The following is a 26955-nucleotide window of genomic DNA, read 5'->3' as shown; positions in this document are numbered from 1 at the left end:
CCAGCTACCTCTCTTACTTGTCACCCGAAGCATGAAGGCGGCTCGCATCGCGGCAGCGGGAGATTTCCGCTACGTCACTGTCCGCTTGTAGCGCCGTCATGACACGGTGGAGGTGTTCCACATCCTTGAGGTCGACATCAACCATCAGTCGGTAAAAATCAGGTTTGCGATCAAGGAAATGCAGATCCGAGATATTCGCTTTCTGCTCGCCGATCAGAGTGCAGATCCGCCCCAGTACACCTGCATCATTGCTAATCGTAAGATCAAGCGAGACAGGATACTTGGCCGGGTGCTCGCCGCCGTGCCAATAGATGTCCATCCAGCGGCCAGTCTGATCCTCGAACTCGGCCAGAGCCTCGCAGTCAATGGCGTGCACCATGACGCCCTGCCCGCGGGTCGTGATGCCCACGATCCGTTCACCCGGAACCGGCTGACAGCACGGCGCCAGCGTAAAGCTTTGTCCCGCTTCAAGGCCGATCACAGCGCGTTTCGGCTCCACCTCGGCAGAGGTGTTGAGTTTCAGGTTCGGGTAGATCGCGGCGACAACTTCGGTGCCAGTGATCTCTGCACTGCCCAGACGCGCTAACAACTCTTCGCCGTCGGGAATGCGCAGGGCGGTCGCGGCAGTAGAGAGCGCCTTGTCAGTCGCCTTTTTGCCGACATGTTCAAACGCAACGCGAGCCAGCTCGCGGCCCAGCTTGATAAAGCGTTCACGATCCTCGGCACGCAATGCGCGGCGGATCGCCGATTTCGCGCGGCCGGTGGCGACGATGTCGATCCAAGTGGCCTGCGGCGTCTGCCCCTCCGCCGTAATGATCACAACGCTTTGGCCGTTTTTTAGGCGGGTCCAAAGGGGCACACGCAGGCCATCAACTTTGGCCCCGACGCAGGCGTTCCCAATCCGCGTGTGGATCGCGTAGGCAAAGTCGATCGGCGTCGCGCCTTTGGGAAGTTTGATCACCTCCCCCTTCGGCGTGAAACAGAACACCTTGTCCGTGTACATTTCCAGCTTCACCGCCTCGAGGAAGGCATCGTGATCGTCATCCTCTTCGAAGCGTTCGGTCAGGCTGGCCAGCCATTTCGCGGGATCTACGGCAAACGGGTTCCCGCTGCGCACACCGTCTCGGTAGGACCAGTGCGCGGCCACACCGGTTTCCGCCACATCATGCATCTGACGAGTGCGAATCTGCACCTCGACGCGGCGACCATCGCGTCCCGACACCGTGGTGTGGATCGAGCGATAGCCGTTGGATTTTGGCTGGCTGATGTAATCCTTGAACCGGCCCGGAACCGCACGCCAGCGCTGGTGGATCGCTCCCAGTGCGCGATAGCAGTCCTCTTCAGACTCGGTAATGATGCGGAAGCCATAGATGTCCGACAGGCGGCTAAAACCCTGATCCTTGGCCTGCATCTTGCGCCAGATCGAATAGGGCTTCTTGGCGCGGCCAAAGACCTCGGCCTCGATCTCCTGCTTTTCCAAGAGATTGCGCATGTCGCCGGTGATCCGGTGGACCACATCGCCCGCCTCTTTGTGCAGCATGACAAAGCGGCGCATGATGCTGGCGCGTCCTTCGGGATTCAGCACGCGGAAGGACAAGTCCTCTAGCTCTTCGCGCATCCACTGCATGCCCATACGGCCTGCCAGTGGGGCAAAGATTTCCATGGTCTCGCGGGCCTTTTGCGCCTGCTTTTCAGGGCGCATCGCCTTGATCGTGCGCATGTTGTGCAGACGGTCGGCCAGCTTGACCAGAATCACGCGCAGGTCCTTGGACATCGCGATGAACAGCTTGCGGAAGTTCTCGGCCTGCTTGGTTTCGGTCGAGGACAGCTGCAAATTGGTTAGCTTCGTCACACCATCAACCAGATCGGCGACTTCTTGGCCAAAGCGCTCTGTAATCTCGGAATAAGTGGATTTGGTGTCTTCGATCGTATCGTGCAGGAGTGCGGTGATGATCGTCGCATCATCCAAACGCTGCTCGGTCAAGATCGCCGCAACAGCAACGGGATGCGTAAAGTAGGGCTCGCCCGAGTGGCGGAACTGCCCGTCATGCATAAGGCGGCCATAGTCATAGGCCGCCTCGATCAACTCGGCATTGGTCTTCGGGTTGTAGTTGCGGACCAGGGCGACCAGGTCTTGCGCTGCAATCATTCCGGTTAGCCCTGTATCGGCAAATTACTTCTGACCCTGAGCTTCCATCAGAGCGCGCAGCAGCTTTTCTTCGGACATATCGTCGTCCTGCGGCTTGTCAGCAGTTTCCGCACCCATGAGCAGAGCCATCGAATCATCTTCGGGCTCATCAACTTCGATCTGGGTCTGGTTCGATTCAATCATGCGCTCACGCAGCGAATCAGCCGACTGGGTCTCTTCTGCGATCTCGCGCAGGGCAACGACAGGGTTTTTGTCGTTGTCACGTTCGACCGTGAGCGACGCACCAGCAGAAATCTCGCGTGCCCGATGGGCAGCAAGCATCACCAGATCAAAACGGTTCGGAACCTTGTCGACGCAGTCTTCAACGGTAACGCGGGCCATGGGATCTCCACTTAGCAGGCTTGTAGAAAGCGCTTATTTATACGGGCTCGGGGTAATTTACAACCCGTGTTCCGTCGATCGCTTGCACTGAGTCAACCTCGGTGTCAGGCAGGCTGTCACGAAGCTGTCGCGCAGTCAGCTTCGTGACAGGATGAACCCAATCTTCGGATATGTCACACAAGGGGACCAACACAAATGCGCGATCCTGCACGCGGGGGTGTGGCAGAATCAATTGCTCCGGGGCCTTTGTTTTCTGCCGTTCCAAGGGCAGGTCGACCCATTCTTGGTAAGTTTCGGTGTCTGGGCTCACCTGTTCATTGAAAGAAATCAGATCGATATCGATTACACGTTCGCCCCAACGAACAATCCGTTTCCGCCCCATTTCCGCCTCGATTTGATGGCAAATCTGCAAAACTTGATGCGCCGATAGAAGGGTATTTGCACGAATCGCACAGTTCACGAAATCTGCACCGATTCCGGCCGGAAAGGCTGGTGTAAGGTAGAATTTCGAAATTGAGAGCGGAAAAACGTCGCGTTCCCTGAAAAGACTGGCTACTCTGACTTGCAACTCGATATTTTTTGAAACATCAACCTCTTGATTGCCACCGATAGAAAAAATGACCTGATTATACTTTTTCATGTCCCCTACCCCAATATTGCTGACTGCGTTCAACGCTTGAGTTTTGCACAGTTCACCATACTTCGTTCTAAGATGCCCAGATAAGACCACTCACCTTTAACGGCATCCAATTACCGAAAGGAATTTTCATGTTCTACAAGGACGAGCGATTGGCTCTGTTCATTGATGGATCGAACCTCTACGCAGCGGCTAAGTCGCTTGGCTTCGACATCGATTACAAGCTTCTTCGCCAAGAATTCATGCGACGCGGTAAACTCCTGCGCGCGTTCTACTACACCGCTCTGCTCGAGAACGACGAATACTCGCCGATCCGTCCTCTGGTTGACTGGCTGCACTACAACGGCTTTTCCATGGTCACCAAACCGGCCAAGGAATACACCGACAGCCAAGGCCGCCGTAAGGTCAAGGGCAACATGGACATCGAGTTGACTGTCAACGCGATGGAACTGGCGCCTCACGTGGACCACATCGTGCTGTTCTCTGGCGATGGCGACTTCCGTCCGCTGGTCGAAAGCCTGCAGCGTCAGGGTGTTCGTGTTTCGGTCGTGTCGACTATCCGCAGCCAGCCCCCAATGATCGCCGATGAACTGCGCCGTCAGGCAGACAACTTCATTGATCTGAACGATCTGAAAGAAGTGATCGGCCGCCCCCCGCGCGAAATGCCCGACCGTTCGGACGACACCTCCAAAGACGACTAAGTTCTGACGACGTGCCCACCGCGCCGTCAGAACAACCCACTGTACGAGTATCGGCCCCGAGGACACTGCACCACTCACATCGCAGGTATCCAGACGGGGCCCATCCCCCCCTTCATCACGATCTCCGGCCCGCCAATTGCGAAGGCGGCCCCCATGCATTAGGTCTGGGGCAAATGTGCATGACAGGACGGTAGGTATGACCAAGCCACAGCTGACCATCTATCTCGCAGCCCCCCGCGGGTTCTGCGCCGGTGTGGACCGCGCCATTAAGATTGTCGAAATGGCCATCGAGAAATGGGGCGCGCCGGTCTATGTCCGCCACGAGATCGTGCACAACCGGTTCGTGGTAGATTCCCTGCGCGACAAGGGCGCTGTCTTTGTCGAAGAGCTGGACGAATGCCCCGACGACCGCCCTGTGATCTTTTCGGCCCACGGCGTTCCGAAATCCGTGCCCGCCGCAGCCGCCAAACGCGAGATGGTGTACGTCGATGCCACCTGCCCGCTGGTCAGCAAAGTGCATATCGAGGCAGAGCGTCACTTCGAAAACGGTCTTCAGATGATCATGATCGGCCACGCGGGCCACCCAGAGACGCTTGGCACCATGGGCCAGCTGCCTGAAGGTGAAGTTCTGCTGGTGGAAACAGTCGAGGATGTGGCCAAGGTCAACGTCCGCGATCCATCCAAGCTGGCCTTTGTCACCCAGACCACCCTGTCCGTGGATGACACCATCGACATCGTGGCCGCGCTGCGCGAGCGGTTCCCCGCGATCGTCGGCCCCCACAAAGAAGACATCTGCTACGCCACCACCAACCGCCAAGAAGCGGTCAAAGCGGTCGCGCCCGATTGCGATGCCCTTTTGGTTGTTGGCGCGCCGAACTCTTCGAACTCCAAACGACTGGTCGAAGTCGCCGCCAAGAACGGTTGCAACTATGCGCAACTTGTACAGCGCGCAACCGAGATTGACTGGCGCGCCTTGGGTGAAATCCGCAGCCTTGGCATCACCGCTGGCGCTTCGGCCCCAGAGGTTTTGGTGAACGAAGTCATCGATGCCTTCCGCGAGCGTTTCGACGTCACTGTTGAGATGGTGGAAACGGCCAAAGAGAATGTCGAATTCAAAGTGCCTCGCGTCCTGCGCGTACCTGCGTAATTCACTTCAACCTACATGATCTGGCTCAAAGACCGGGGGCGTGAAACCGCTAGGGAGTGAACTAATTTCAACGGCCAATGGCCGCACTGATTGGAGTTAGTTATGACCAGAATCCCTTTGCCCGCCCTTATCTTAGGTTTTGCAGGCGTCATCCCCTTTGCATGGGGCGCTGCCTGCATCCTTTACCCCGAACTGAATGAATGGAGCCTAATGACCTTGGGCTCGCGTATGTCTGCGCCGTACATCCAGCTGTCCTATGGCCTGATCGTGCTCTGTTTCATTTCGGGCATTCTCTGGGGCTTCTCGGCCACGGTCGAAGATGACACCCTGCGCGCCTATGGCCTTGGCCTGTCGTGCCTGCCGACCATCTGGGCCTTCTTCATGGTGGGCGATGGCACCATGAATTCCGCGATCAACCTGATCGTCGGATTCGTCGCCCTACTGGCGCTCGACGTCTATTACAATTATCTGGGGATGAACCCGAAGTGGTGGCTCCAGCTGCGTATCATGCTGACCATCCTTGTTGTCATCTGCCTAGGAATTACAGCTTTTGCCTGATCTATACGCCTACACCGACGGAGCATGCAGCGGAAACCCCGGTCCTGGAGGCTGGGGCGCCCTGTTACAAGCAAAGTCAGGTGAAGACGTGGTGAAAGAGCGCGAGCTCAAAGGCGGCGAGGCCGAGACGACCAACAACCGTATGGAACTCTTGGCCGCGATCAACGCGCTGGAGGCGCTAGAGCGCCCCAGCACCATCACCGTGGTGACCGACAGCGCCTATGTCAAAGGCGGCATCACCCAGTGGATGTTCAGCTGGAAAAAGAACGGCTGGAAAACCAGCACCAAAAAGCCGGTCAAGAACGAAGACCTGTGGCGCCGCCTCGACGAGGCGCGGCAAAGGCACGAAGTAAAATGGGAATGGGTCAAGGGCCACGCAGGCCACCCCGAGAACGAGCGCGCCGATGAACTGGCCCGCGCGGGTATGGCCCCTTTCAAGAAATGACAGCGACCTACGCCCTCGATCTGGCAGCGGTGTTCGTGTTCGCCTTGTCTGGCGCGCTGGTCGCGAGCCGTCAGCAGCTGGACCCCGTGGGCTTTGGCTTCGTGGCCTGCCTGACAGCGGTTGGCGGCGGCACGGTTCGCGATGTGCTCTTGGACCGGAACCCTGTATTCTGGATCGCGGACCCGATTTACATTCTGGCCGCCCTGCTCGCGGCGGCCCTGGTTTTTCTGATCGCCCCGCAACTCGAGAGCCGCTATGCCGCGATCCGATGGCTCGATGCCGTCGCCCTGTCGACTGCGGTTGTGGCAGGGGTCTCTGCCGCACACGAAGTGGGCCAGAGCCCGATGATCGTCACCATCATGGGCATGATTACAGGCTGTTTTGGCGGGCTGATGCGCGATGTGGTGTGCAATGACGTTCCCTTGGTCTTGCGGCACGGAGAACTCTACGTCACCGCCGCACTCGCGGGGTCAATCACGTCCGCCCTGTTGGCCCTGATTATTCCCGATCCGGTGATCTATCTGTCCGCAGGCGCGGCTGCGACATTTGTCGTGCGCGGGGGAAGCCTGCTGTTCGGGTGGAAGCTGCCGAACTATCGGCACCGCCCGCCGCGTCAGTAATCATCAGCGCCGAAAGTGAGTCGGAACGATGATCAGCGCCCCAATCGACGCGATGATGGCGTTCAGGCCCGGACTGCGAAATCCAATGCCGAACATGATAGTCACGAAGTAGAACAGAAACGCGCCGCCCACGCAGATCACGATGGACGGCAAATAGCCGTTGCGCGTGAAGCCCGAACGCTCGGAGACGTAGCCCACAATGCCTGCGATCACTACGGTGCCGATCAATACGGGAAACATCGCTTACTCCGACCCTAGTTTTTCGCCTGTTTCAATGGGCCATCCGCGCAGAAAAGTGTCAATGTCCTGAGCGCCCTTGCCCGCGCGTTGCGCCTTGGTGATGCGGACTGCGCCCTCTGCGCAGGCAACGGTCAGGGCAGGTCCGATCACAGTGCCAGCATCGCCCTGTCCCTCGGCCAGTTCGGCCCCCAGCAGTTTGATCCGCTCGCCCTTGTGTGTGGTCCACGCACCGGGAAAGGTTGCAAGGCCGCGGATCTGTCGGCTGATCTCAATCGCAGGCTTGGCCCAATCGACGGCGGCTTCGGTTTTGTCGATTTTCGACGCATACGTAACGCCATCTTCAGGCTGAACTTCCGGCGTTAAGGTCTCAAGCGCCGACAGAGCCTCGACAATGCAGTCCGCGCCCATGGTGGACAGACGGTTGTGCAACTGATCGGTGGTCTCGGTCTCGCCGATCGGAGTTTCTTTGCGCAGCAATACGGGACCTGTGTCCAGACCTGCCTCCATCTGCATGATGCAGATTCCAGTGGCCGCGTCGCCCGACATGATTGCGCGATGGATCGGTGCGGCCCCGCGCCAACGCGGCAGCAAAGAGGCGTGGATGTTCAGGCAACCCTTGGCGGGCGCATCCAGAATGGCTTGGGGCAGGATCAGGCCATAGGCCACCACGACCGCCACATCGGCGCCCAACGCTGCAAATTCCGCCTGCTCGGCTTCGCCCTTCAGGCTGACGGGATGGCGGACGGGCAGGCCCAAGGCTTCCGCGCGTGCATGGACGGGGGTTGGGCGATCCTTCTTGCCGCGCCCCGCAGGACGGGGTGGCTGGCAGTAGACGCTAACGACCTCATGGCCCGCCTCGACCAGTGCATCCAGCACCGGAATCGAGAAATCGGGCGTGCCCATGAAAACAACCTTCATTGGAACTTCCTCGATTTGCGGACCAGCATGTCGCGTTTCACCTTGGACAGGTAGTCGGTGTAGAGCTTGCCGTTCAGGTGGTCGATCTGGTGCTGCACGCTGGTCGCCCAGAGGCCGACAAAATCCTTTTCCACCGTCTCGCCGTTTTCATCAATGTAGCGCACGGTGACGGCCCGAGGACGCTCGATCCGCGCCGACACCCCGGGCAGGTGCGGGCTCGCCTCTTCGTGCTCGCGCAGTTTCACCGAGGCGTGCAAGATTTCGGGGTTCGCCATGCGCACGGCCTGACCACGTTCATCGCTGGCATCGACCACGATCAAGCGCTGCAAGACACCGATCTGGTTCGCGCCCAGCCCAACGCCGGGCATCGCTTCCATAGTGTCGATCATGTCCTGCCAGATTGCGCGGATTTCGTCGGTGATCTCTTCGACCGGCGCGGCGACTGTGCGAAGACGCTTGTCGGTATAGGGCAGAGTCTTACGTCTCACGAACGGGCCCGCTCTTTCTTCAACTTCATGGACTTGCGTGTGATCATCTGGCGTTTCATCGGGCCAAGGTAATCAATGAACAGCTTGCCGTTCAGATGGTCGATCTCGTGCTGCACGCAAGTCGCCCAGAGCCCGTCAAAGTCCTGCTCTTGCAGATTGCCGTCGCGGTCCAGCCAGCGCACCTTGACCTCTTTGGGGCGTGTGACTTCGGCAAACTGGTCGGGGATCGACAGGCAACCCTCTTCGTAGACGTTCGTGTCGTCCGAATTCAGGATGACTTCGGGGTTGAACATCACCATGGGCTGGGGCGCTTCGCCGTCCTCTTTGACGCAATCCATGACGATCACGCGATCCATGACACCGATCTGCGGCGCGGCGAGCCCGATGCCGGGCGCATCATACATCGTTTCCAGCATATCGTCGGCCAGCTTGCGCAGGTCGTCCGAGATGTCGGCCACGGGGGCACATACCTTTTTCAGGCGCGGGTCGGGGTGGATCAGAATGGGGCGTATCATAAAAATTCATCTAGGCGATGGCGCTCGATCACGCAACGCCCCTTGCGTCCGCAAAACACCGCGATAGCCTGCCGGCAGGACTAAAAAAGGACGCACCCCCATGAATTTTGACGAAATCATCGACCGCGTGGGCACTCATTCCGCGAAATGGGACCAGATGGAGCCCTTGTACGGCGTCTCGCCTACGGACGGGATTTCGATGTGGGTTGCCGACATGGACTTCCGCCCGCCCGCCAGCGTTCAGCGCGCGGTCGAGAAGATGGCAGAGCATGGGGTCTATGGCTATTTCGGCGGCGATCAGGACTACAAAGGTGCGATCCAGTGGTGGATGGACAACCGCCACGGCTGGACCGTCGACGCGAAGGCAATCATGACCACTCATGGATTGGTCAACGGAACCGGTATGTGCGTGGATACCTACACCAACCCCGGTGAAGGCGTGGTCCTGTTCACACCCGTCTACCACGCGTTTGCCCGCACCATCCGCGCAGCTGGACGCGAGGTCGTCGAGTGCCCGCTGGTGATCGAAGATGGCATCTACAAGATGGACTTCGATGCCTATGACGCCCAGATGACCGGCAACGAAAAGATGGTCATCCTGTGCTCGCCCCATAATCCCGGTGGCCGTGTCTGGACGCTGGAGGAACTGAAGGGCGTGGCCGCGTTCGCCAAGCGCCACGACCTGATCCTTGTGTCGGATGAGATTCACCACGATCTGGTCATGCCCGGCAACAAACATCACGTCATGGCTGTCGCTGCGCCTGACATCATGGACCGACTGGTGATGATGACCGCCACGACCAAGACTTTTAACATCGCGGGCAGCCATACCGGCAACGTCATCATCCCCGACGACACCCTGCGCGCCAAATTCAGCGCCCGCATGATGGCTTTGGGCATTTCGGGCAACTCGTTCGGTCTGGAGATGACCACCGCCGCCTATTCGCCCGAAGGTGCAGAGTGGGTGGATGCCTTGGTAGAGTATCTGGATGGCAACCGTCGCCTCTTGGACGAAGCTCTAAAGAGCATCCCAGGCGTGACCTCCATGCCGATGGAGTCGACCTATCTGGCGTGGGTCGATTTTTCAGGTACGGGCATGGACCAGTCCGAGTACAAGAAACGCATCGAACAAGACGCCCGCATTGCAGCCAACCACGGCGAAACCTTTGGCAAAGGCGGCGAGACCTTTATGCGGTTTAACTTTGCAACGCCGCGCGCCCGCGTTGCCGAAGCAGCAGAACGTCTGAAGGCCGCCTTTAGTGACCTGCAGTAAGCACAGGCTGCCCCGTTACAGGCGGGGCAGCAAACCCGCTGGCGCGTTCGGATCTTCGGCGAAATCCACAGGCGGTTTGTCAGCGGCCGGCGTGCTGCGCTTGAACTCGTAGCGCATTTCGCCGTCGCCCACTTCGGATGCCACGATCAGCGCCTGCGACAGGTGACGCCCAGCGTCGTACAGGTCGACCAACCCGCGCAAATGGGGCGCATCTTCGGTCGCAACCGAAAACCCGTTCGACCACATTTTCAGAACTTTGTAGCTCTCTTCTCCGTTCTGCACCCGCAAACGGCTTTGGCGGCGCTGGTTTGCGATTACCGCATCCCGCAGTCCGTCCTCTACATCTTTTGGCAAAAACGTTGACATCTGACCCTCCATCGCACTCCGAGCATGACACGCGAAAGACTAAGGTCAAGTTTCCAATGGATAACTTCGACAAAGGTCGCGCGCTGCAGCCTTCCTGCAACGCGCGTGCCATGAGCATTTCCGGCGTTATGCCAAGGCCGCAGCCACCACATCAGACAGGGGCGTCGTGGGCCGTCCGATCAAGCCAGACAGGGTATTTCCATCATCATAAAGCGCGCCTTTGGACGCTTCGGCGTCAAAGCTGGCGAGCGCCGCAGCGAACCCTTCGGGCAGGCCCGCCTGTGTCAGCGCTGCCGCATACTCAGCTTCGGACATGTTCACATAAGGAATATCCTTGCCCGTCTGTTTGGACACCTCGGCGGCCAATTCGATCAGCGTATAAGCCGAATCGCCCGAAAGCTCATAGGCTTTGCCCACGTGCCCTTCGCCGGTCAGCACGGCCACTGCAGCCGCAGCATAATCCACCCGTGAGGCCGACGAAATACGCCCATCCCCCGCCGCACCAATCAGCGCGTTATGTTCGACCGCAGCCGGCAAGCTCATAGTGTAGTTTTCGGTATACCAACCATTGCGCAACAACGTGTGCGGAATGCCCGAGTCGGCCAGCAGCTCTTCGGTAGCAACGTGTTCAGGGGCCAGCGAGAGCGTGTTCTCGGTCGCGTTCAGCAGGCTGGTGTAGGCGATATAGGGGACGCCCGCTGCTTTGGCCGCATTGATGACCGCGGTGTGCTGGTCGATCCGCTTGCCAATCTCGCTTCCCGAAATCAGCAGCAGCTTATCCACGCCCGATAGTGCAGGCTCTAGGGTTTCTGGCTTGTCGTAATCAAAGACCCGCGCCTCGACACCCAAGTCCGCCGCCTTTTCGGGTGAACGGACCAGAGCCACAATCTGCTCTGCAGGAATCTTGGCTTTCAATTGATTGATAACAATGCGGCCCAGTTGGCCGGTGGCGCCGGTGATCGCGATGGTCATTTCAAAATCCTCAACCGTGTTTCGATGACCCATAGCTAGACATAGCGCTTGTATTTCGTAAGTACGTACATAAATGTTAGTGCATAGATTTTTTCGGAGGTTTCATGACATCCCTCAGCGACGCCATTCACAGCGGGGCCCTGCGCGGCAATGTTCTGGCCAGCGCCTGCCCGTCTCGCGACATCCTAAAACACGTCACCAGCCGCTGGGGCGTTTTGGTTCTGATCGCTCTGCAGGGCGGCACCAAACGGTTCGCCGAACTCCGCCGGATGGTAGGCGGCGTGAGTGATCGTATGCTCGCCCAGACCCTTCAAACATTGGAAGAAGACGGTTTTGTACGGCGCCATGACCACGGTGAAGTGCCCCCACGGGTGGACTACACTCTGACACCGATGGGCGAAGAAGTGGCCGAGCATGTGCGCGCTCTAGCCGACTGGATCGAAGGCAACCTGCCCCGCATCTTGAAACCCGAAAATAGCCCCGCAGAAACCGCCTAAAGCGGCCCTATGTGCATTTTGGCAGGGGATATGCGCGGCCCTACCTGTGTGCACGGACCCGTGATCGCCCTACGTTCTGTTCAAATTGGAACACTGACTGACAGATTGCGAGGCCCCGATGGGACTGCTGGTAGACGGCGAATGGAAAGACAAATGGTACGACACTTCTGAAACGGGCGGAAAATTCGTCCGCGATCAAGCGAAGTTCCGTAGCTGGGTGACCGCGGACGGCAGCGCAGGCCCTACCGGCGACAGTGGCTATGCCGCCGAGAGCGGTCGCTACCACCTCTATGTGTCTTACGCATGCCCTTGGGCGCACCGCACCCTGATTTTCCGCGCGATCAAAGAACTGGAATCCCACATCAGCGTCAGCGTCGTGCACCCCGAAATGCTGGGCGAGGGGTGGACGTTCTCGACCGACTACCCCGCAGCGACCGGTGACACCCTGTTCGGGCTGGATTACCTGCGCGAGGTCTACACCAAGGTGTTGCCCGAAATGACTGGCCGCGTGACCGTGCCTGTCCTCTTCGACAAGAAGACCAACACCATCGTGTCGAACGAAAGCGCCGAAATTATTCGGATGCTAAACAGCGCGTTCAACGACTTGACCGGCAACACCGATGATTATTGGCCCGTTTCCCTGCGCGACCAGATCGAGACGCTGAACAGCCGCATCTACGACACGGTGAACAACGGCGTCTACAAGGCCGGCTTCGCGACCTCTCAGGATGCGTATGACGAGGCGGTGCACCCGCTGTTCGACAGCCTAGATTGGATCGAACAGATCCTCAGCACCAATCGTTATTTAACCGGCGACCACTTGACTGAGGCCGACTGGCGCCTGTTCACCACTTTGGTCCGGTTCGACTCGGTCTATCACCAGCACTTCAAGTGCAATCGCAAGCGGATCATCGACTACCCGAACATGTGGGGCTACGTTCGCGAGCTGTACCAACGCCCCGGTGTCGCACCGACGGTGAACTTGGATCACATCGTGCGCCACTACCACTACAGCCACGACATGATTAATCCGAACCGCATCATTCCGATCAATCCGGTGCTGGATTTCGACGCACCCCACGGTCGCGGCTAATTTTGACTTGCCCCGCGCCGTTCAATCGGCAACCTGCGCCCCAGACGAACAAGGGGCGCAGACGATGGCGGTCAAAACCAGAGACCACGGGGGCGGCATCGACGCCGCGATAGCGCAGTATGGCGGCACACGGGACGGCTGGCTTGACCTGTCGACTGGCATCAACCCTGTCCCCTACCCCGTCGGCGAAATCAGCGCGGACGCGTGGAACGCGCTGCCCGATTTGAATGCGAGATATGCACTGTCTGACGTGGCGCGGCGCTTTTGGAATGTGCCCAAAGGCGCTTCCGTGATCTCTGCACCCGGCGCGTCGAGCCTGATTGCGCGCATTCCCGCACTGGCGCAAACCGGCGCTGTGAATATCCCCACCCCAACCTACAACGAACATGCCGCTGCCTTTACCGCGTGCGGTTGGGATGTGTCTCCACAGGGGACAGACGCCACCGTTGTTGTCCACCCAAACAACCCCGACGGTCGCCTCGCCGAAGAGGCGGCGCTGACCGCACGCCTCAATATCATCGACGAAAGTTTCTGTGATGTGACGCCGGAGGCCACTTTGATCCATAGGGCCGAACGCCCCGACACACTGATCCTCAAGTCCTTTGGCAAGTTCTGGGGTCTCGCGGGATTGCGTCTGGGTTTCCTGATCGGCCCCACCCCGCTGGTGGACCGGATGCGCGATATGATTGGGCCGTGGGCCGTCTCTGGGCCCGCTCTAGAGATCGGAACAAGGGCCCTGATGGATGACGAGTGGGCCGTGCAAACACGCGCCCGTCTGGCCACAGACAAAGCCCGCATGGACAAGATCATGACAGGCAAGGGGGCAAAGCTCGTCGGTGGCACGGCCCTTTTTCGCCTGTACGATGTCGGCGACGCAACCGCATGGCAGGACCGCATGGCGCAGCACCACGTCTGGACCCGTATCTTTCCCTACTCCGACCGCTGGCTCCGCCTTGGCCTGCCCGCTCCCGACCGCTGGGACCAGTTCGAGGCCAGCCTATGAGCGCCGCGCTCGTACTCGCGATGGCGCTAGACGCGGTCATGGGCGAACCCAAGGCTCTTTGGGATCGCGTTCCGCACCCTGCCGTCCTGATGGGCCGTACCATCGACTGGGCAGACAAGCGCTTTAACAAGGGCGAGGACAAGCGGCAGAAAGGCGTCATCGCACTGGGCCTATTGATCCTGTTCTGGATCGTCATCGCAGGTATTCTGTCCAGCTTTGGCTGGATCGTACAGATCGTCTGTGCCGCCATCCTGCTGGCTCAGAAATCACTTGTTGAACACGTCGAGGCTGTCGGCGCAGGTCTGCGCCAGACCATCACCAGAGGCCGGAAATCTGTCGCCATGATTGTGGGCCGCGATACCGCTGAGATGGACGAACCAGCCGTCGCCCGTGCCGCGATCGAATCCGCGGCCGAGAATTTCAGTGATGGCGTTATTGCCCCCGCCTTCTGGTTTCTGATCGGCGGTTTGCCCGGCATCGTCCTCTACAAATTGGTCAACACCGCAGACAGCATGGTTGGCCACCGCACCCCGCGTCACGAAGAATTCGGCTGGGCCGCTGCTCGCCTTGATGACTGGCTGAACTGGGTGCCCGCTCGCCTGTCTGCGGTCCTGATCCTGCTGTCCCACGGCCGTCCCGACCTGTGGCGAGGCTTGCCCACAGAGGCGCGGCAGCACAGGTCCCCCAACGCGGGTTGGCCCGAAAGCGCCATGGCCCGCGTTCTGAATGTCTCTCTTTCCGGTCCACGCGCCTATCATGGGCAAATGCAGGACTTCCCTTGGGTGCATCCTTCGGGCAACCGCTATCCCGGCCCAATGCAAATCGATGCAGCTTGCACGGTGCTGTGGCGCGCATGGGCCGGCATGGTTTTGCTGGCTGCTCTGATCTGGCTGATCTGACATTTTACCGACACGCTGCGAGTGCTAAGTTCTGATCAATTCTTTGATCTACAGGACTTTCCTATGCGCCTCTTGACCGCCAGCCTCTTTGCCCTCGGCCTCGCCCTGCCCGCTTCTGCCCAAACCTGTGGAGGCAATTGGGGTAGTTTTATCAACGGGCTCAAGGCCGAGGCCATGCAGCGCGGCCACTCCCAAGCCACGGTCGACGCCTTTTTCTCGGGCGCACAGCAATCCGGCGCAGTTCTCAAGGCAGACCGTGCCCAAGGCGTCTTTCAAAAGGACTTCATCGAATTCTCGCGGATGCTGATCAGCCAGAACCGCATGCAGGCGGGCGCGCAAAAATGGCGCCAGTACCGTAGCACCTTTGATCGTATCCAGCAGCAATACGGCATCAGCCCCGGCGTGCTCTTGGCGTTTTGGGCGTTCGAAACCGACTACGGCGGCTTCCAAGGGAACTTCAACACCCGTGACGCTCTGGTCACCTTGGCCCATGACTGCCGCCGCCCCGAGCTCTTCCGCCCGCAGGTGTTGTCCGCGATCCGCCTGTTCGAAAAGGGCGACTTTGATCCCCAGGCCACCACGGGCGCTTGGGCTGGCGAGATCGGCATGGTTCAAATGCTGCCCGGCGACATTTTGGAAAACGGCGTGGACGGCGATGGCGACGGTCATGTCAGCCTGAAAACCTCGGCACCCGATGCGCTGATGTCCGGCGCCAAGATGCTGTCCGGCCTTGGCTGGCGTCCCAACGAGCCGTGGCTCCAAGAAATCGTCGTGCCGCAAAATCTGGACTGGAGCCAAACCGGCCTCAAAACCCGCAAAACCGCCGCCGAATGGCAGTCAATGGGCGTTCAGGCCCGCAGCGGGCAGATGCTCCGCCCTGATCTGCCTGCTTCGATCATCCTGCCCATGGGGCGCAAAGGTCCGGCCTTCCTCGCCTATCCCAACTTCAACGTCTACTTTGAGTGGAACCAAAGTTTCACCTACGTCCTGACCGCTGCCTATTTCGGCACTCGCCTCGAAGGCGCTCCGGTCTACAACGCGGGCAACCCCGACCCCGGCCTCAGTGGTCCGCAGATCAAACAGCTTCAGCAGAAGCTACAAGCGCGCGGCTATGATGTTGGCGGCGCAGATGGCATCTTGGGCGAGAAATCCCGAGAGGCTGTGCAGGACATTCAGCAAAAACTGGGCCTGCCCGCCGATGCTTGGCCGACCCAAGGGCTGCTGAACCAACTTTGATTGCCCAACGTGAACTGGACGACCGGTGATCGGTCGTCCACCGAAACGGGCTTAGGCGACCATCGACTCGGCTTTTTTCAGGTCCACAGAGACCAACTGGCTGACCCCTTGTTCAGCCATTGTCACACCGAACAGGCGGTCCATCCGAGCCATTGTTACCGCATGGTGAGTGATGATCAGGAAGCGGGTGTCGGTGCGGCGGGTCATTTCGTCCAAAAGATCGCAGAAGCGCGTCACGTTCGCGTCGTCCAAAGGCGCATCGACCTCGTCCAGCACACAGATCGGCGCGGGATTGGCCAAGAACACAGCGAAAATCAGCGCCAGCGCAGTCAGGGTCTGCTCCCCGCCCGACAGCAAGCTCAGCACGCTCAGCTTCTTGCCCGGCGGTTGGCACATGATCTCTAGACCCGCATCCAAGGGATCGTCGCTCTCGACCATGACCAGCTTGGCCTCGCCCCCGTTAAAGAGGTGGGTGAACAGCATCCCGAAGTTCTCGTTCACCTGATCGAATGCGGCCAGCAGTCGCGCGCGCCCTTCTTTGTTCAGGCCAGAAATGCCAGTGCGCAGGGCCTTGATCGCCTCTTCCAGATCGTGCTTTTCGCCGACCAGAGTGTCATGTTCTTCGGCCACTTCCCGCATATCCTCTTCGGCGCGCAGGTTCACCGCCCCCAAGGCATCGCGCTGACGGCGCAGACGGGTGACTTCCTCCTCCAGCACATCAGAGGCGGGCATGTTCTTGGGGTCCAATTCCAAGCGCGCCAGCAAAGCGTTCGGGGTGACTTCCAACTCTTCTTCGATCCGATCTGCGGCATGCTGCACCGTCTCGCGGGCGCCGTCCAAGCGGGCCTCGGCGCGGGCGCGGGCCTCTCGGGCCTCGCCAGCCTGACGCTCACAATCGCGGCTGGCGATATCAGCGGCGCGCAACGCGGTCTCAGCCGCAGCCAAGGCATCCCCCGCGGCACTCCGGCGACGTTCTGCATCCTCGATCTGCGCGTTCATCTCTTCGCGTCGGATCGCGATCTCTTCGGGCGCGGCGCAGGCCTCGTCCAGTTCGATCTCGGTGTCTTCTTTGCGGGCCTGCAATTCTTCGGCGCGCAGGTTCGCGGTCTCAAGACGATGACGCCAGCCTGACAGTTCCTGAGTGACCTGCTGGCTGCGCTTCAGACGCGCCTCGCCCTCGCGCTTCACCGCATCCCACATGGACCGCTTGGTCATCATGGTCATGCGCGAGGCCTCAACCGTGAGCTTCAGATCCTCGATCTCGGCACGTGCGGCCTCCAGATCTCCCAGATCCTCAGCGGCGGCTTCGGCCTCGGTCAACGCTTCGCGCGCGGCCAGCGCATCATCGGCATGACGGCGCACCGACAGGTCCAACGTTTCCAATTTGCCCTCAGCGAGGTTGCGCTCTGCTTCCAGTCGGGACACGCGACGGCCCGCTTCGGCCACCTGCTGGTCCGCCATCCTGCGCGCATCCCGCGCAGCCGCATCCGCCCGCGCCAATTCCGCCAGTTCCGCGCCGACCTTTTCGTGGGCCGCGCGGGCGTCTTCGGCACGAATTTCAGCTTCGTCCAATTCCTCGCGCAGGCGTTCCAAGCGGTTCAACTGCTCCAGCCGCAAGGCCGCAGCGGTCGGCGCCTCTTCGGCATTTGCGTGCAGACCATCCCAACGCCAGAGGTCGCCTTCAACACTGACCAAGCGCTGGCCCGGCGCCAAAACGGCGTGCAGACGCGCGCCATCCTCGGCCGTTACGATCCCGATCTGGGACAAGCGGCGGGCCAAAACGGCCGGCGCCTCGACCACCTCGGCCAAGGGACGGACCCCGGCGGGCAATGTCTGAGGCACCGCGTATTCCGGCAGCAACGTCCACCCGCTTTCGCCCTCTCGGACGGCGGGCTGGCGCAGATCATCGGCCAGCGCAGCGCCCAAGGCCTTTTCATACCCAGCGGTCACGTGCAGCTGATCCAACAGCGGCGCGCTGTCCGACTCATCCCGCGACACCAATTTGGCCAACGCGCCCGCTTCGGCGCGCAAGGTATTGGCGGCGCCCTCAGCCTCGGCACGGGCCGCGCGGGCGGCGTTTTCACGGTCCTGCATCTGGGATCGTGCGCTTTCGGCATCTGACAGGGCGATCTCTGCCGCCTCGGCCTGCGCCTGCGCGATCGCTTCCTCTTCTTCTGCGCGCGCTAAATCTTCGCTCGCACGGGCCAAGATATCGCGGGCTTCGGCAACCGCCTGACGCGCGCGTTCGCCTTCGGCTTCGGCCTTGCCCAAGGTCCGGCGTGTGTCCGACAGCAGGCGCTGCACGGACTGGTGACGCGCAGCCAAACGGGCCACATCTTCGGTCCGCTCGCTCAGGTCAGCCTCGCGATCCGCCAGAACCGCCGCCGCTTCGGAGGCGGCATCGCTGGCTTCAGCCAGACGGTCCTCGTGACCTTCGCTGGCCTTGGCCAGTTCACGCGCTTCCCATTCCAGTCGTTCAATCGTCTCGCCCGCATCACGGTTCAAACCGGACTCGCGATCAATATCCTGCGCAAGCTGGGTGATCCGGCCCTGCAGCGTCCGAATGCGATCCTGCGCCTGTTTTTCCTGATCAGACAAGGCATCGCGGGTCACCTGCAAGCGCTGTAAAATGGCGCTGGCCACGGCCTCTTCCTCGCGCAGCGGCGGAAGCAGTCCCTCGCATTCCTCTCTGGCGGCAGAGGCTTTGCGCGAATCCGACTCGGCCTGAGAGGCCGTCAGACTGGCCTGACGCAGCACCTCTTCGGCGGCCATCCGCGCTTCGTCCGCCTCGCGCCAGCGGCGGTACAAGAGCTGCCCCTCGGACTTCCGCAATTCCTCGCCAATCGCGCGATAGCGCGCAGCCTGCTTGGCCTGACGCTGAAGCGTGGCCAATTGCTGGCTGAGTTGGTCAATCACATCGTCCACGCGGGTCAGATTGCCCTCGGTCGCCTTGAGCCGCAATTCGGCCTCGTGGCGACGCTGATAGAGCCCCGAAATCCCTGCCGCCTCTTCCAGAATGCGGCGGCGCGCCTTGGGTTTGGCGTTAATCAGTTCGGAAATCTGCCCCTGTCGCACAAGCGCCGGCGAATGCGCACCGGTCGAGGCATCGGCGAACAGCATCTGAATATCGCGCGCCCGCACATCTTTGCCGTTGGCCTTGTAGGCGCTACCCACATCACGGGTGATGCGGCGCACCACGTCCACGCTGTCCTGATCGTTGAAGCCCTGCGGCGCCAGACGGTCCGTGTTGTCCAAGTGCAGGGACACTTCGGCAAAGTTCTTGGCCGGACGGGTCGAAGCCCCAGCAAAGATCACGTCCTCCATGCCGCCGCCGCGCATGGCGGTCGGGCGGTTCTCGCCCATGACCCAGCGCAGCGCTTCCAGAAGGTTGGACTTACCGCACCCGTTAGGGCCCACCACCCCTGTCAAACCGTCGTGGATTATCAAATCCGTTGGGTCTACAAAGCTTTTGAAGCCAGTCAGGCGAAGTTTGGTGAACTTGAGGGGCATCGTTTTCCTGCGCGAGTCGTAAGGCGCTTATTTTGCAGGCGGCATTGCACCGAAGTCAACGGAACCACATCACGATCTATTGTTTATGCACGGCTTATCCACAAGATATTGCGGAAACCAAGAGGCCCACAGATGACTGTTACTGTTGCGGTCGGCAACCCACATGCCCCCGAATCCACCGCCTTATTACAGGCCAGCCACGCACTCATGCTCTCTCTTTTTGACGCGGAGGCCTGCCACTTTCTGTCAATCGACGCGCTGTGCGTGCCAGAGATCACATTCTTTGAAGGGCGGATTGATGGCGTCACGCGGGGTTGCTGCGCCATCGCCCGCAAAGACGGCTATGGCGAGATTAAATCGATGTTCGTGGACCCGACCTGTCGGGGTGCAGGACTCGCTGATGCGATGCTCGAGGCGATCTTCGCCGTCGCGCGCGAGGAAGGGATTCCAATCCTCAGACTCGAGACCGGAACCCTGCTGACAGCGGCGCACAAGCTATATCAACGCCACGGCTTTACCTTCTGCGGTCCCTTCGGAGATTACACAGACCACCCCGACAGCCTGTTCATGGAAAAGACCATGACTTAGGGTGCGACACTTTGGGACTTCACATTCCATTTTGTGAATACTATTATATTCACAAAGACGAATACGTCAGGAGAGTCCGATGTCGATTCACACTTACAAAGCCGCGGACAAATATGTCCCCACCTACTTCCTAGGCTCCGTCGGAGCAGGCGGCCTTGCCGTCACATTCTTTATGTATCTGATGTTCTGGGTCCCGCATCCCGGCAAGCCTGTCCCCGTCTTCGAGGACATTCGCGCCGCGTTCGAAACAGGTACGCTGCCGCTGAAAGCCGCCATCATCGTGGCCGCTCTGGGCATCGCCGTGTTTGCCTTCATGAACATCAAGGCACTGATCTGGAACCTCGGCCAGCTGTCCAAATTCAAGCAGACCGAAGCCTATACCAAACTGCGCAACTCTAACGGCGAAACGACCTTGCTCGCCGCACCTCTGGCCGTTGCCATGAGCATCAACGCCAGCTTTATCGTCGGTCTCGTGTTCGTGCCGCAGCTGTGGAGCATCGTCGAATATCTGTTCCCGATGGCGATGGTTGCCTTCGCGCTGACCGGTGTGTGGGCTGTGCGCCTGATCGGCGACTTCCTTGGCCGCGTGCTGTCCAAGGGCGGGATCTTTGATGTGACCGCGCACAACTCTTTTGCCCAAATGCTGCCTGCGTTTGCTCTGGCTATGGTTGCCGTTGGTCTGTCCGCCCCCGCCGCGATGTCGCACACCACCGCGACAGTCGGTGCGAGCCTCGTGCTGTCCACCGTCTTTGGGGTGGCCGCCGTGCTCTACAGCGTTGTCGCCGTGCTGACCGCCTTCAATTCGATGCTGCACTATGGCACCGCCAAAGAAGCTGGCCCGACGCTGATGATTATCGTCCCATTGATGACCGTGCTCGGGATCATGGTCCTGCGCCAAGATCACGGCCTGCACACCACCTTCGAGGTGCACACCACTGCAGGCGAAACCATGGTCTTCTTGGCCAAGCTACTGGCAGTACAACTCGTCTTCCTTGGCCTTGGCATGACGGTTCTGCGCCGCCAAGGCTACTTCAAGGACTTCGTTCTGGGTCAGAAAACATCTGCTGGGTCCTACGCTCTGGTCTGCCCCGGTGTCGCGCTGAGTGTCATGTTGCACTTCTTCGTGAACAAAGGGCTCGTGGCTGCTGGCGTGATCACCAAGTACGACGTGACCTACTGGAGCATCACCGCCATCGCCCTGATCGCACAGTTCGCGATGGTTGCCTTGGTCTTCCGCCTGAACCGGCAGCACTTTGCCACCTCAGAAGCCACGGCGGTGCCCGCAGAATAAAACCACCACTCTCTTTTCCATCCCTGGAAAGACTTGGGCGCCCTTCGGGGCGCTCTTTTTTTCGCTGTGTTTTCCGCGCCGCTCCGGTCATATAATATGACCAATCAATTCGACGGTGCCCGCAATGCCCTTTCAAAAAGTCCAAACGGAAAAGCTTTCGACCTCTGTGGTCCGACAGATCGAGCAGTTGATTCTGCGCGGCATTCTCCGGCCGGGGGAACGGCTCCCATCAGAACGAGAGCTGTCGGATCGGCTTGGCGTGTCGCGTCCCTCCCTGCGCGAAGCCGTATCGGAACTGCAGGATAATGGGTTGCTTGAAACCCGCGCCGGATCCGGCGTTTTCGTGGCCGAAGTTTTGGGAAATGCGTTTTCACCCGCCCTCATTCGGCTCTTCGCCGCGCATGACGAAGCCGTGTTTGACTACATCTCGTTCCGCCGCGACATCGAAGGGCTGGCCGCCGACCGCGCGTGCCGCATGGCGTCAGACACGGATTTACGGGTGATCGACACCGTCTTCAAACGGATGGAGGCCGCCCATCCCAAACGAAATCCCGCCGAAGAGGCTGCGATTGACGCAGATTTCCACATGGCCATCATCGAGGCCAGCCACAACACGATTATGCTGCACATGCTGCGCTCCATGTTCGATCTGCTGCGCGAAGGTGTGTTCTACAATCGCAACGTCATGTTCAAACAGCGCACCACCCGCGATGACCTGTTAGAGCAGCACCGCGCGATCAACACAGCTCTACAGAAACGGGATCCAGCCGCCGCACGGGCCGCAGTGACTGCGCATCTGGATTACGTCGAAACGGCCCTGCGGGACGAAAAGCGTGCGCTGCGCAACGAAGCGGTCGCGATGCAGCGTTTCCAGCACGAACGGGATCGTTAACCCCGCCTGCGCTCAGAAATGCAGCTCCATACGAACAGAAACCCCATAGCAAAGTTCGCAAGACCGATCCGCATGAAATCGCCTGCTGCATGACCGACAGCCATCTCATAGGCCGCTAGGGCACCCAACGAGAACATCAGAATGATGGAGCCATGGCACAGGGTGTTTCGCACTTTGCCTGCTGGCACGTCATGCAACCTGAACAGCAAGAATGCGTAGATCAGCATAAAGATCGACATGCGGCGCGCCATTATGTGCGGATAATCTGCGGACAGGTCAAACGAGTCGTCCAGAATCGAGTCCGGCGCCCATAGCAAAACCAGTCCGAGCGCCGCCATAACCGCCGCCGTCAAAATCGCTGTTGTCTTGAAAGGCATACCCCAACCCTTTCACCGCATGATGCGATGATAGCACACTCGTCTAAACTTGGTTGCTTACTGCAACGAAAAAGCGCGGACTGCAAGAATGCAATCCGCGCTTCACTGTCCCTGTAAGACCTTGGCCGTTAGTGCAGTTTGGCTTTTACTTCGTTGATCGACGAGTCGATCAGAGCGCCCGACTTTTCGTCGGTCATCTGCTTGGCAAGGATGTCGCGCGCCGCGCCGACAGCTGCGTTGATCGCGCTGTCACGGACTTCACGAACAGCCGATGCTTCGGCCGATGCGATCTGCTCTTCGGCAGCTTGCACACGGCGAGCAATCGATTTCTGCAGGTCTTCTTTCGCCTGAACGGCAGCAGCTTCAGCTTCGGCTTTGGCGTTTGCAACAATAGCGTCCGCCTGGTCCTGAACTTCTTTCTGCTTACGCTCGTAGCTTGCAAGCAGGCTCTGAGCCTCTTCGCGCAGCTGACGTGCTTCGTCCAGTTCGCCTTTGATCTCGGTCGCACGGTTATCCAGCATACCACCCAGAGTGCCAGGCACTTTGAAGTACACGAGGATGCCGAGGAACACCAAGAAGGCGATCAAAACGACAAAGTTAGTGTTGTGCAGCGAGAAGAACGGACCTGATGCAGCCATCGCCGGCGAAGCGGCAAGAGCAGCGGCAAGGATGATCAGTGTGCGCATGGCTTATCCTTTCATCCGGGCGTTAACAGCTGCGGTCACCGAGCGGCCATCAACTTCGCCACCCAGAGCAGCGATAAGCTCTTTGGCGGTGTCTTTGGCGACTTCGGCTGCGCTTTCGGCTGCGTTCGCGCGGATTTCGGCGATTGCCTTTTCCGACTCTGCAGCTTTGGCAGCGATTTCAGCGTCAGCCTTTTCCAGAGCGGCATCAAGGTCAGCCTTGATGTCGGCACGGGTGGCTTCGACAATCTCGTTCGCCTGCGTGCGGGCATCAGCCAGTGCCTGTTCATAGGCGGCCTCTGCCTCTTTCGCCTTGAGCTTCAGCTCTTCGGCGGCGGCGATATCATTCGTAATGGTCCCCTGACGCTCGGCCAGAACGGCTGCGATACGCGGCAGAGCCACGCGCGACAGGATCAGGTAGGTCGCGACAAGCGCGACGAGGAGCCAGAAGATCTGGTTCCCAAAGGTCTCGACTGCGAGCTGAGGCATACCTGCCGACTCGGCTGCGGCGTGACCTGCTGCAACGGCTTCAGCGCCATGCGATTCAGTTGCCATGTTGTGCGTCCTCCGTGGCCCGTCCTTGGTTCGGACCCGAAGGTCCGATATTACCGGGCGAGCGTCGCAGTGACGCTCGCCCGGCCGTAAGGAATGAACCCGTAGATTAGACGGCGAACATCAGCAGCAGAGCAACCAGGAACGAGAAGATGCCCAGTGCTTCTGCGAACGCGATACCGATGAACAGGGTCGCGGTTTGGCCGCCAGCGGCCGAAGGGTTGCGCAGTGCGCCAGCCAGGAAGTTACCGGCGACGTTACCCACACCGATAGCTGCCAGACCCATACCGAATGCCGACAGGCCGGCACCGATGAATTTACCCATTTCTGCGATCGAGCCTTCCATAACATTTCTCCTTACGTTGGAATGGCGATAATTCAGTCCTGATCTGCGGGGCCGAGCCCTAGTGGCTCGGGTGCAGAGCGTCTTTCAGGTAGACACAAGTCAGGATGGTGAAAACGTAGGCCTGAATGAATGCAACCAGCATTTCGAGGCCGTACATGGCGGTGATGCCCAGGATAGCCAGCGGCGACAGAGCGACCAGACCAGCGAATGCAGCAAACACTTTGATCACGGCGTGACCGGCGGTGATGTTACCGGCAAGACGGATAGAGTGGCTGACAGGGCGAACAAAGTAGGAAATCACTTCGATGACGGCCAGAACGGGACGGATGGCAAGCGGCGCCGAGGTCACCCAGAAAAGGCCGAGGAAGTGCGTGCCGTGCTTGACGAAACCGATGATCGTCACGGCAAAGAAAACTGCGAATGCGAGGATCGCGGTGACTGCGATCTGTGCAGTGTTCGCGAAGCTGGCAGGGATCAGACCCAAGAAGTTGTTCATCAGGATGAACATGAACAGGGTCATAATGTAGGGGAAGTAGACGATGGCATCCTTACCGGTCACGTCCTCGATCATCTTGTAGACGAAGCCGTATGCCAGTTCGCCGATCGACTGACCGCGCGAGGGGATCACAGCGCGGCCGCGTGTCCCAACAACCATCACGAGGAAGACAGCCAGAACGGTCAGGGCAAGCCACAGCATCGCGTTGGTCGGGGTGTACCAGCTTACGTCAGTACCACCGAACAGCGGCTGGACCTTGAACTGATCCATGGGGTGAAAAACCAGGCCGGTGCCTTCTGCTGCGTGTGCATTATCCGCCACTGTTACGTCCCTCATCATCCTGTGCGGCCGTCGCCGCGTGTTGATCTTGGATTTCTGTTACCGAGCGGAGCATTGTCTTCACGCCCGCGATGAAACCCAACAATGTAAATACCGCCATGAACACCGGTTTGGTCCCTAAAATGGCATCCAAACCGTATCCCATGCCGAAGCCGATCAATAAACCGGCAACCAGTTCCGTCACCATCCGCCAAGCAACCTGCGCTTGGGAATAATGTTCGTCGGCCCGGGGCTCAGGCTCGGCATGAGCCTTTTTCGCTTCCGAGATCCGCGCCTCGAGCCGCTCAAGACGCTCTTTTTCGGCTGGATCAATCATCTACGCACCCCTTGGGCTGTTGAAGGTTGGATAGGTGTCACAGCGCTGTGAGTCAAGCGACAGAATGTCCGCCGTAAGTCATTGATTTTTATGACATCGATTTCCGTTTGCGCCACCACACCGTAGGCAAAACCGGCACGAAAGGCCCATTTGCTATATTCAACCATTTGGTTGACGTTCCCAAATTCCTGCCCCATGCCCTGATTATGGACCAGCAGCTCGACCTTGTTTTTGCGGCGCTCGCCGATCGCACCCGACGCACCATCCTGTCGATGCTGCTCGAGGATGATATGGCTGTCACCGATGTGGCAGAGCCGTTCGACATGTCATTGGCTGCGATTTCCAAGCATCTGACCATTCTCGCCAACGCGGGCCTGATCTCTCAGGAAAAGCGCGGACGGGTGAAATGGTGCAAGCTAGAGCCGAATGCCCTGCGCGATGCCAGCATCTGGATGCAGAGCTTCGGCCAGTTCGAAGCCGTCAATCTGGACGCCTTCGAACGGTTTCTCGAGGTTGAACTCAGCGCCAGCCCTGGGCCTGATCCTTCAGATACTTGAGGAAGGTCTGAACCTTGGGTGTGCGATGCAGGTCCACGTGGGTCACGATCCAGATATTCGAGGCCCAAGTGTCATCGGGTTCGCAAATCTGCACCAGATCTTTGTGCTGCTGCCATTCCCAGTAGGCCATGAAGCCGATTCCGGCACCGTCCAGAATGGCCTGCTCGATTGCTCGGGAATCTTCTGACCGGAAGGTCACGTTCTCACGCGGGATGTTGTCCTTCATCCACACATAAAAGGGCGCGCGGCTGTCGACATTATCCTGCCCGACAAAACGGTGGTTCTTGTAGTCCGTCGGGCTCTCGGGCTTGCCGTGTTTCTCGACATAGTCTTTGGACGCGAACAGGGCGACCTGCTGACGGAAGAACGGCTGGACCACGTTATCCGGCTGATCAGGCGCATTGCCCGCACGGATCGCCACGTGCGCCTCGCCATACTCCAGACGGAACAGACGCTCGCCGGTCAAGAAGCGAACACAGACATCCGGATGCTCTTCCTGAAAGCCCTTCAGCACGGGCACGATCAGCGGAGACAACTGCACCAACGATGTAACGACCAACTCGCCACCTACACCGGCGCCCTGCCCTTTGATCCGGCCTGCCAGCTGGCTGAACTGGTCATCGGTGGTTTGCGCCACGCGGAACAGGTCATGACCCGCTTCGGTCGGCGTGTAACCACGGGCATGGCGTTGGAACAGTTTCACCCCGAGTCGCTGCTCTAGCGCGTCGATGTGGCGGATCACAGTGGCATGGTGAACGCCCAAAATGTCGGCGGCGCCACTCACAGTTCCCATGCGCGCCACCTGATAGGCGGTACGCACCTCGTCCCAATTCTCCATACCCATCAGACCAATTAGACCCCCGAAACGTT

At 59.5% G+C, this 26955-nt stretch carries 32 protein-coding genes; 15 read left to right on the top strand and 17 right to left on the bottom strand.

All coding sequences use genetic code 11. The features are described from left to right. Window positions 1–13: 13 nt before the first annotated feature. The 3 genes from N4A58_RS12195 to folK are packed head-to-tail and all read right to left on the bottom strand — an operon-like array spanning window position 14 to window position 3170. A complete protein-coding gene (locus N4A58_RS12195) occupies window positions 14–2149 on the bottom strand; it encodes a bifunctional (p)ppGpp synthetase/guanosine-3',5'-bis(diphosphate) 3'-pyrophosphohydrolase (protein ID WP_293709960.1) in 2136 nt (711 codons plus the stop codon). Window positions 2150–2173: 24 nt separating this feature from the next. Beyond that, window positions 2174–2530, bottom strand: a complete 357-nt coding sequence (gene rpoZ, locus N4A58_RS12190) for a DNA-directed RNA polymerase subunit omega (protein ID WP_072709720.1) — start codon at window positions 2528–2530, stop codon at window positions 2174–2176. Window positions 2531–2567: 37 nt separating this feature from the next. After that, the gene (gene folK, locus N4A58_RS12185; RefSeq protein ID WP_072709718.1) at window positions 2568–3170 is read right to left on the bottom strand and encodes a 2-amino-4-hydroxy-6-hydroxymethyldihydropteridine diphosphokinase; all 603 of its coding nucleotides are present in this window, start codon (window positions 3168–3170) and stop codon (window positions 2568–2570) included. Between the two features lie 128 nt (window positions 3171–3298). On the opposite strand from folK, the gene N4A58_RS12180 reads away from it, so the two are divergent. The 5 genes from N4A58_RS12180 (at window position 3299) to N4A58_RS12160 (ending at window position 6638) form a co-directional block, all read left to right on the top strand. After that, the gene (locus tag N4A58_RS12180) at window positions 3299–3868 is read left to right on the top strand and encodes an NYN domain-containing protein (protein WP_072709716.1); all 570 of its coding nucleotides are present in this window, start codon (window positions 3299–3301) and stop codon (window positions 3866–3868) included. Between the two features lie 196 nt (window positions 3869–4064). Continuing rightward, window positions 4065–5015: a 4-hydroxy-3-methylbut-2-enyl diphosphate reductase gene (gene ispH, locus N4A58_RS12175; protein WP_293709957.1), complete on the top strand. Its 951-nt coding sequence runs from the start codon at window positions 4065–4067 to the stop codon at window positions 5013–5015. Window positions 5016–5117: 102 nt separating this feature from the next. Further along, complete coding sequence (locus N4A58_RS12170) at window positions 5118–5573, top strand: DUF3429 domain-containing protein (RefSeq protein ID WP_072709700.1); 456 nt, start codon at window positions 5118–5120, stop codon at window positions 5571–5573. Beyond that, entirely contained in the window at window positions 5566–6018 is a 453-nt protein-coding gene (gene rnhA, locus N4A58_RS12165; RefSeq protein WP_072709698.1) for a ribonuclease HI, read from the top strand. Before N4A58_RS12170 ends, rnhA begins: the two co-directional genes overlap by 8 nt. Then, window positions 6015–6638, top strand: a complete 624-nt coding sequence (locus N4A58_RS12160; RefSeq protein WP_293709954.1) for a trimeric intracellular cation channel family protein — start codon at window positions 6015–6017, stop codon at window positions 6636–6638. Before rnhA ends, N4A58_RS12160 begins: the two co-directional genes overlap by 4 nt. A 3-nt stretch (window positions 6639–6641) precedes the next feature. On the opposite strand, the gene N4A58_RS12155 is transcribed toward N4A58_RS12160, so the two are convergent. The 4 genes from N4A58_RS12155 to def (N4A58_RS12140) are packed head-to-tail and all read right to left on the bottom strand — an operon-like array spanning window position 6642 to window position 8799. Beyond that, entirely contained in the window at window positions 6642–6878 is a 237-nt protein-coding gene (locus N4A58_RS12155) for a hypothetical protein (protein ID WP_072709694.1), read from the bottom strand. Between the two features lie 3 nt (window positions 6879–6881). Continuing rightward, the gene (gene fmt, locus N4A58_RS12150; RefSeq protein ID WP_293709952.1) at window positions 6882–7796 is read right to left on the bottom strand and encodes a methionyl-tRNA formyltransferase; all 915 of its coding nucleotides are present in this window, start codon (window positions 7794–7796) and stop codon (window positions 6882–6884) included. Then, window positions 7793–8284: a peptide deformylase gene (gene def, locus N4A58_RS12145; RefSeq protein ID WP_293709950.1), complete on the bottom strand. Its 492-nt coding sequence runs from the start codon at window positions 8282–8284 to the stop codon at window positions 7793–7795. The genes fmt and def (N4A58_RS12145) overlap by 4 nt, the downstream gene beginning before the upstream one ends. Beyond that, window positions 8281–8799 carry a peptide deformylase gene (gene def / locus N4A58_RS12140; protein ID WP_072709688.1) on the bottom strand — a complete coding sequence of 173 codons (519 nt, stop codon included), beginning with the start codon at window positions 8797–8799 and terminating at the stop codon, window positions 8281–8283. Before def (N4A58_RS12140) ends, def (N4A58_RS12145) begins: the two co-directional genes overlap by 4 nt. Window positions 8800–8899: 100 nt before the next feature. Between def (N4A58_RS12140) and N4A58_RS12135 the strand changes: the two genes are divergently transcribed. Further along, window positions 8900–10072, top strand: coding sequence for a MalY/PatB family protein (locus N4A58_RS12135; RefSeq protein WP_293709948.1), 1173 nt, complete (start codon window positions 8900–8902; stop codon window positions 10070–10072). 15 nt (window positions 10073–10087) lie between these two features. On the opposite strand, the gene N4A58_RS12130 is transcribed toward N4A58_RS12135, so the two are convergent. After that, window positions 10088–10438: a hypothetical protein gene (locus tag N4A58_RS12130; RefSeq protein WP_293709946.1), complete on the bottom strand. Its 351-nt coding sequence runs from the start codon at window positions 10436–10438 to the stop codon at window positions 10088–10090. 126 nt (window positions 10439–10564) lie between these two features. Next, window positions 10565–11410: an SDR family oxidoreductase gene (locus N4A58_RS12125; protein ID WP_293709944.1), complete on the bottom strand. Its 846-nt coding sequence runs from the start codon at window positions 11408–11410 to the stop codon at window positions 10565–10567. Between the two features lie 104 nt (window positions 11411–11514). On the opposite strand from N4A58_RS12125, the gene N4A58_RS12120 reads away from it, so the two are divergent. From N4A58_RS12120 to N4A58_RS12100, 5 genes are all read left to right on the top strand, one after another. Further along, complete coding sequence (locus tag N4A58_RS12120; protein ID WP_293709942.1) at window positions 11515–11907, top strand: helix-turn-helix domain-containing protein; 393 nt, start codon at window positions 11515–11517, stop codon at window positions 11905–11907. A gap of 118 nt (window positions 11908–12025) precedes the next feature. Then, a complete protein-coding gene (locus N4A58_RS12115) occupies window positions 12026–13000 on the top strand; it encodes a glutathione S-transferase family protein (protein WP_293709940.1) in 975 nt (324 codons plus the stop codon). Window positions 13001–13064: 64 nt separating this feature from the next. Further along, a complete protein-coding gene (locus N4A58_RS12110; protein ID WP_293709938.1) occupies window positions 13065–14003 on the top strand; it encodes a threonine-phosphate decarboxylase in 939 nt (312 codons plus the stop codon). Beyond that, a complete protein-coding gene (cbiB, locus tag N4A58_RS12105) occupies window positions 14000–14902 on the top strand; it encodes an adenosylcobinamide-phosphate synthase CbiB (RefSeq protein ID WP_293709936.1) in 903 nt (300 codons plus the stop codon). The genes N4A58_RS12110 and cbiB overlap by 4 nt, the downstream gene beginning before the upstream one ends. Before the next feature lie 63 nt (window positions 14903–14965). Next, entirely contained in the window at window positions 14966–16138 is a 1173-nt protein-coding gene (locus tag N4A58_RS12100; RefSeq protein WP_293709934.1) for a lytic murein transglycosylase, read from the top strand. Window positions 16139–16189: 51 nt separating this feature from the next. Here N4A58_RS12100 and smc read toward each other — a convergent pair whose 3' ends face one another. Next, window positions 16190–19648 carry a chromosome segregation protein SMC gene (smc, locus tag N4A58_RS12095; RefSeq protein ID WP_293709932.1) on the bottom strand — a complete coding sequence of 1153 codons (3459 nt, stop codon included), beginning with the start codon at window positions 19646–19648 and terminating at the stop codon, window positions 16190–16192. Between the two features lie 132 nt (window positions 19649–19780). On the opposite strand from smc, the gene N4A58_RS12090 reads away from it, so the two are divergent. The 3 genes from N4A58_RS12090 to N4A58_RS12080 all read left to right on the top strand — a co-directional run bounded on the left by N4A58_RS12090 (window position 19781) and on the right by N4A58_RS12080 (window position 22419). Further along, entirely contained in the window at window positions 19781–20236 is a 456-nt protein-coding gene (locus tag N4A58_RS12090; protein ID WP_072709656.1) for a GNAT family N-acetyltransferase, read from the top strand. A 79-nt stretch (window positions 20237–20315) separates the two neighbouring features. Continuing rightward, complete coding sequence (locus N4A58_RS12085) at window positions 20316–21527, top strand: hypothetical protein (RefSeq protein WP_293709930.1); 1212 nt, start codon at window positions 20316–20318, stop codon at window positions 21525–21527. A gap of 124 nt (window positions 21528–21651) precedes the next feature. Continuing rightward, window positions 21652–22419 carry a FadR/GntR family transcriptional regulator gene (locus N4A58_RS12080; protein WP_293709929.1) on the top strand — a complete coding sequence of 256 codons (768 nt, stop codon included), beginning with the start codon at window positions 21652–21654 and terminating at the stop codon, window positions 22417–22419. Here N4A58_RS12080 and N4A58_RS12075 read toward each other — a convergent pair. From N4A58_RS12075 to N4A58_RS12050, 6 genes are all read right to left on the bottom strand, one after another. Further along, window positions 22416–22796 (bottom strand): hypothetical protein, encoded by a 381-nt coding sequence (locus N4A58_RS12075; RefSeq protein ID WP_293709927.1) that lies wholly within the window; start codon window positions 22794–22796, stop codon window positions 22416–22418. The genes N4A58_RS12080 and N4A58_RS12075 overlap by 4 nt on opposite strands. Window positions 22797–22924: 128 nt before the next feature. Continuing rightward, entirely contained in the window at window positions 22925–23482 is a 558-nt protein-coding gene (locus tag N4A58_RS12070) for a F0F1 ATP synthase subunit B (protein WP_072709648.1), read from the bottom strand. Between the two features lie 3 nt (window positions 23483–23485). Further along, window positions 23486–24034, bottom strand: a complete 549-nt coding sequence (locus tag N4A58_RS12065) for a F0F1 ATP synthase subunit B' (protein ID WP_072709646.1) — start codon at window positions 24032–24034, stop codon at window positions 23486–23488. Window positions 24035–24140: 106 nt separating this feature from the next. Beyond that, entirely contained in the window at window positions 24141–24377 is a 237-nt protein-coding gene (locus tag N4A58_RS12060; RefSeq protein WP_072709644.1) for a F0F1 ATP synthase subunit C, read from the bottom strand. A gap of 58 nt (window positions 24378–24435) precedes the next feature. After that, window positions 24436–25209, bottom strand: a complete 774-nt coding sequence (locus N4A58_RS12055) for a F0F1 ATP synthase subunit A (protein ID WP_072709642.1) — start codon at window positions 25207–25209, stop codon at window positions 24436–24438. Next, on the bottom strand, window positions 25184–25528 hold the full coding sequence (locus N4A58_RS12050) for an AtpZ/AtpI family protein (protein WP_072709640.1): 345 nt from the start codon (window positions 25526–25528) through the stop codon (window positions 25184–25186). The genes N4A58_RS12055 and N4A58_RS12050 overlap by 26 nt, the downstream gene beginning before the upstream one ends. A 206-nt stretch (window positions 25529–25734) precedes the next feature. Between N4A58_RS12050 and N4A58_RS12045 the strand changes: the two genes are divergently transcribed. Beyond that, window positions 25735–26085 (top strand): helix-turn-helix transcriptional regulator, encoded by a 351-nt coding sequence (locus tag N4A58_RS12045; protein ID WP_293709922.1) that lies wholly within the window; start codon window positions 25735–25737, stop codon window positions 26083–26085. Here the strand turns inward: N4A58_RS12045 and N4A58_RS12040 are convergent. After that, complete coding sequence (locus N4A58_RS12040; protein WP_293709983.1) at window positions 26048–26923, bottom strand: LysR family transcriptional regulator; 876 nt, start codon at window positions 26921–26923, stop codon at window positions 26048–26050. The two genes, N4A58_RS12045 and N4A58_RS12040, sit on opposite strands and share 38 nt — an antisense overlap. Between the last annotated feature and the right edge of the window lie 32 nt (window positions 26924–26955).

The organism is Donghicola sp. (assembly GCF_025210255.1).
GTDB classification, from domain to species: Bacteria; Pseudomonadota; Alphaproteobacteria; order Rhodobacterales; family Rhodobacteraceae; genus Donghicola; species Donghicola eburneus.
Note: the sequence above shows the minus strand (reverse complement) of the source record. Positions and strands in the feature narration are given on the sequence as shown.

Excerpts from the sequence above, each read along its gene's own strand:
- N4A58_RS12195 (WP_293709960.1), bottom strand. The coding sequence starts at position 2,149 with ATGATTGCAGCGCAAGACCTGGTCGCCCTGGTCCGCAACTACAACCCG.
- rpoZ (WP_072709720.1), bottom strand. The coding sequence starts at position 2,530 with ATGGCCCGCGTTACCGTTGAAGACTGCGTCGACAAGGTTCCGAACCGT.
- folK (WP_072709718.1), bottom strand. The coding sequence starts at position 3,170 with ATGAAAAAGTATAATCAGGTCATTTTTTCTATCGGTGGCAATCAAGAG.
- N4A58_RS12180 (WP_072709716.1), top strand. The coding sequence starts at position 3,299 with ATGTTCTACAAGGACGAGCGATTGGCTCTGTTCATTGATGGATCGAAC.
- ispH (WP_293709957.1), top strand. The coding sequence starts at position 4,065 with ATGACCAAGCCACAGCTGACCATCTATCTCGCAGCCCCCCGCGGGTTC.
- N4A58_RS12170 (WP_072709700.1), top strand. The coding sequence starts at position 5,118 with ATGACCAGAATCCCTTTGCCCGCCCTTATCTTAGGTTTTGCAGGCGTC.
- N4A58_RS12160 (WP_293709954.1), top strand. The coding sequence starts at position 6,015 with ATGACAGCGACCTACGCCCTCGATCTGGCAGCGGTGTTCGTGTTCGCC.
- N4A58_RS12155 (WP_072709694.1), bottom strand. The coding sequence starts at position 6,878 with ATGTTTCCCGTATTGATCGGCACCGTAGTGATCGCAGGCATTGTGGGC.
- fmt (WP_293709952.1), bottom strand. The coding sequence starts at position 7,796 with ATGAAGGTTGTTTTCATGGGCACGCCCGATTTCTCGATTCCGGTGCTG.
- def (WP_072709688.1), bottom strand. The coding sequence starts at position 8,799 with ATGATACGCCCCATTCTGATCCACCCCGACCCGCGCCTGAAAAAGGTA.
- N4A58_RS12135 (WP_293709948.1), top strand. The coding sequence starts at position 8,900 with ATGAATTTTGACGAAATCATCGACCGCGTGGGCACTCATTCCGCGAAA.
- N4A58_RS12130 (WP_293709946.1), bottom strand. The coding sequence starts at position 10,438 with ATGTCAACGTTTTTGCCAAAAGATGTAGAGGACGGACTGCGGGATGCG.
- N4A58_RS12125 (WP_293709944.1), bottom strand. The coding sequence starts at position 11,410 with ATGACCATCGCGATCACCGGCGCCACCGGCCAACTGGGCCGCATTGTT.
- N4A58_RS12120 (WP_293709942.1), top strand. The coding sequence starts at position 11,515 with ATGACATCCCTCAGCGACGCCATTCACAGCGGGGCCCTGCGCGGCAAT.
- N4A58_RS12115 (WP_293709940.1), top strand. The coding sequence starts at position 12,026 with ATGGGACTGCTGGTAGACGGCGAATGGAAAGACAAATGGTACGACACT.
- N4A58_RS12110 (WP_293709938.1), top strand. The coding sequence starts at position 13,065 with ATGGCGGTCAAAACCAGAGACCACGGGGGCGGCATCGACGCCGCGATA.
- cbiB (WP_293709936.1), top strand. The coding sequence starts at position 14,000 with ATGAGCGCCGCGCTCGTACTCGCGATGGCGCTAGACGCGGTCATGGGC.
- N4A58_RS12100 (WP_293709934.1), top strand. The coding sequence starts at position 14,966 with ATGCGCCTCTTGACCGCCAGCCTCTTTGCCCTCGGCCTCGCCCTGCCC.
- smc (WP_293709932.1), bottom strand. The coding sequence starts at position 19,648 with ATGCCCCTCAAGTTCACCAAACTTCGCCTGACTGGCTTCAAAAGCTTT.
- N4A58_RS12090 (WP_072709656.1), top strand. The coding sequence starts at position 19,781 with ATGACTGTTACTGTTGCGGTCGGCAACCCACATGCCCCCGAATCCACC.
- N4A58_RS12085 (WP_293709930.1), top strand. The coding sequence starts at position 20,316 with ATGTCGATTCACACTTACAAAGCCGCGGACAAATATGTCCCCACCTAC.
- N4A58_RS12080 (WP_293709929.1), top strand. The coding sequence starts at position 21,652 with ATGCCCTTTCAAAAAGTCCAAACGGAAAAGCTTTCGACCTCTGTGGTC.
- N4A58_RS12075 (WP_293709927.1), bottom strand. The coding sequence starts at position 22,796 with ATGCCTTTCAAGACAACAGCGATTTTGACGGCGGCGGTTATGGCGGCG.
- N4A58_RS12070 (WP_072709648.1), bottom strand. The coding sequence starts at position 23,482 with ATGCGCACACTGATCATCCTTGCCGCTGCTCTTGCCGCTTCGCCGGCG.
- N4A58_RS12065 (WP_072709646.1), bottom strand. The coding sequence starts at position 24,034 with ATGGCAACTGAATCGCATGGCGCTGAAGCCGTTGCAGCAGGTCACGCC.
- N4A58_RS12060 (WP_072709644.1), bottom strand. The coding sequence starts at position 24,377 with ATGGAAGGCTCGATCGCAGAAATGGGTAAATTCATCGGTGCCGGCCTG.
- N4A58_RS12055 (WP_072709642.1), bottom strand. The coding sequence starts at position 25,209 with ATGAGGGACGTAACAGTGGCGGATAATGCACACGCAGCAGAAGGCACC.
- N4A58_RS12050 (WP_072709640.1), bottom strand. The coding sequence starts at position 25,528 with ATGATTGATCCAGCCGAAAAAGAGCGTCTTGAGCGGCTCGAGGCGCGG.
- N4A58_RS12045 (WP_293709922.1), top strand. The coding sequence starts at position 25,735 with ATGGACCAGCAGCTCGACCTTGTTTTTGCGGCGCTCGCCGATCGCACC.
- N4A58_RS12040 (WP_293709983.1), bottom strand. The coding sequence starts at position 26,923 with ATGGAGAATTGGGACGAGGTGCGTACCGCCTATCAGGTGGCGCGCATG.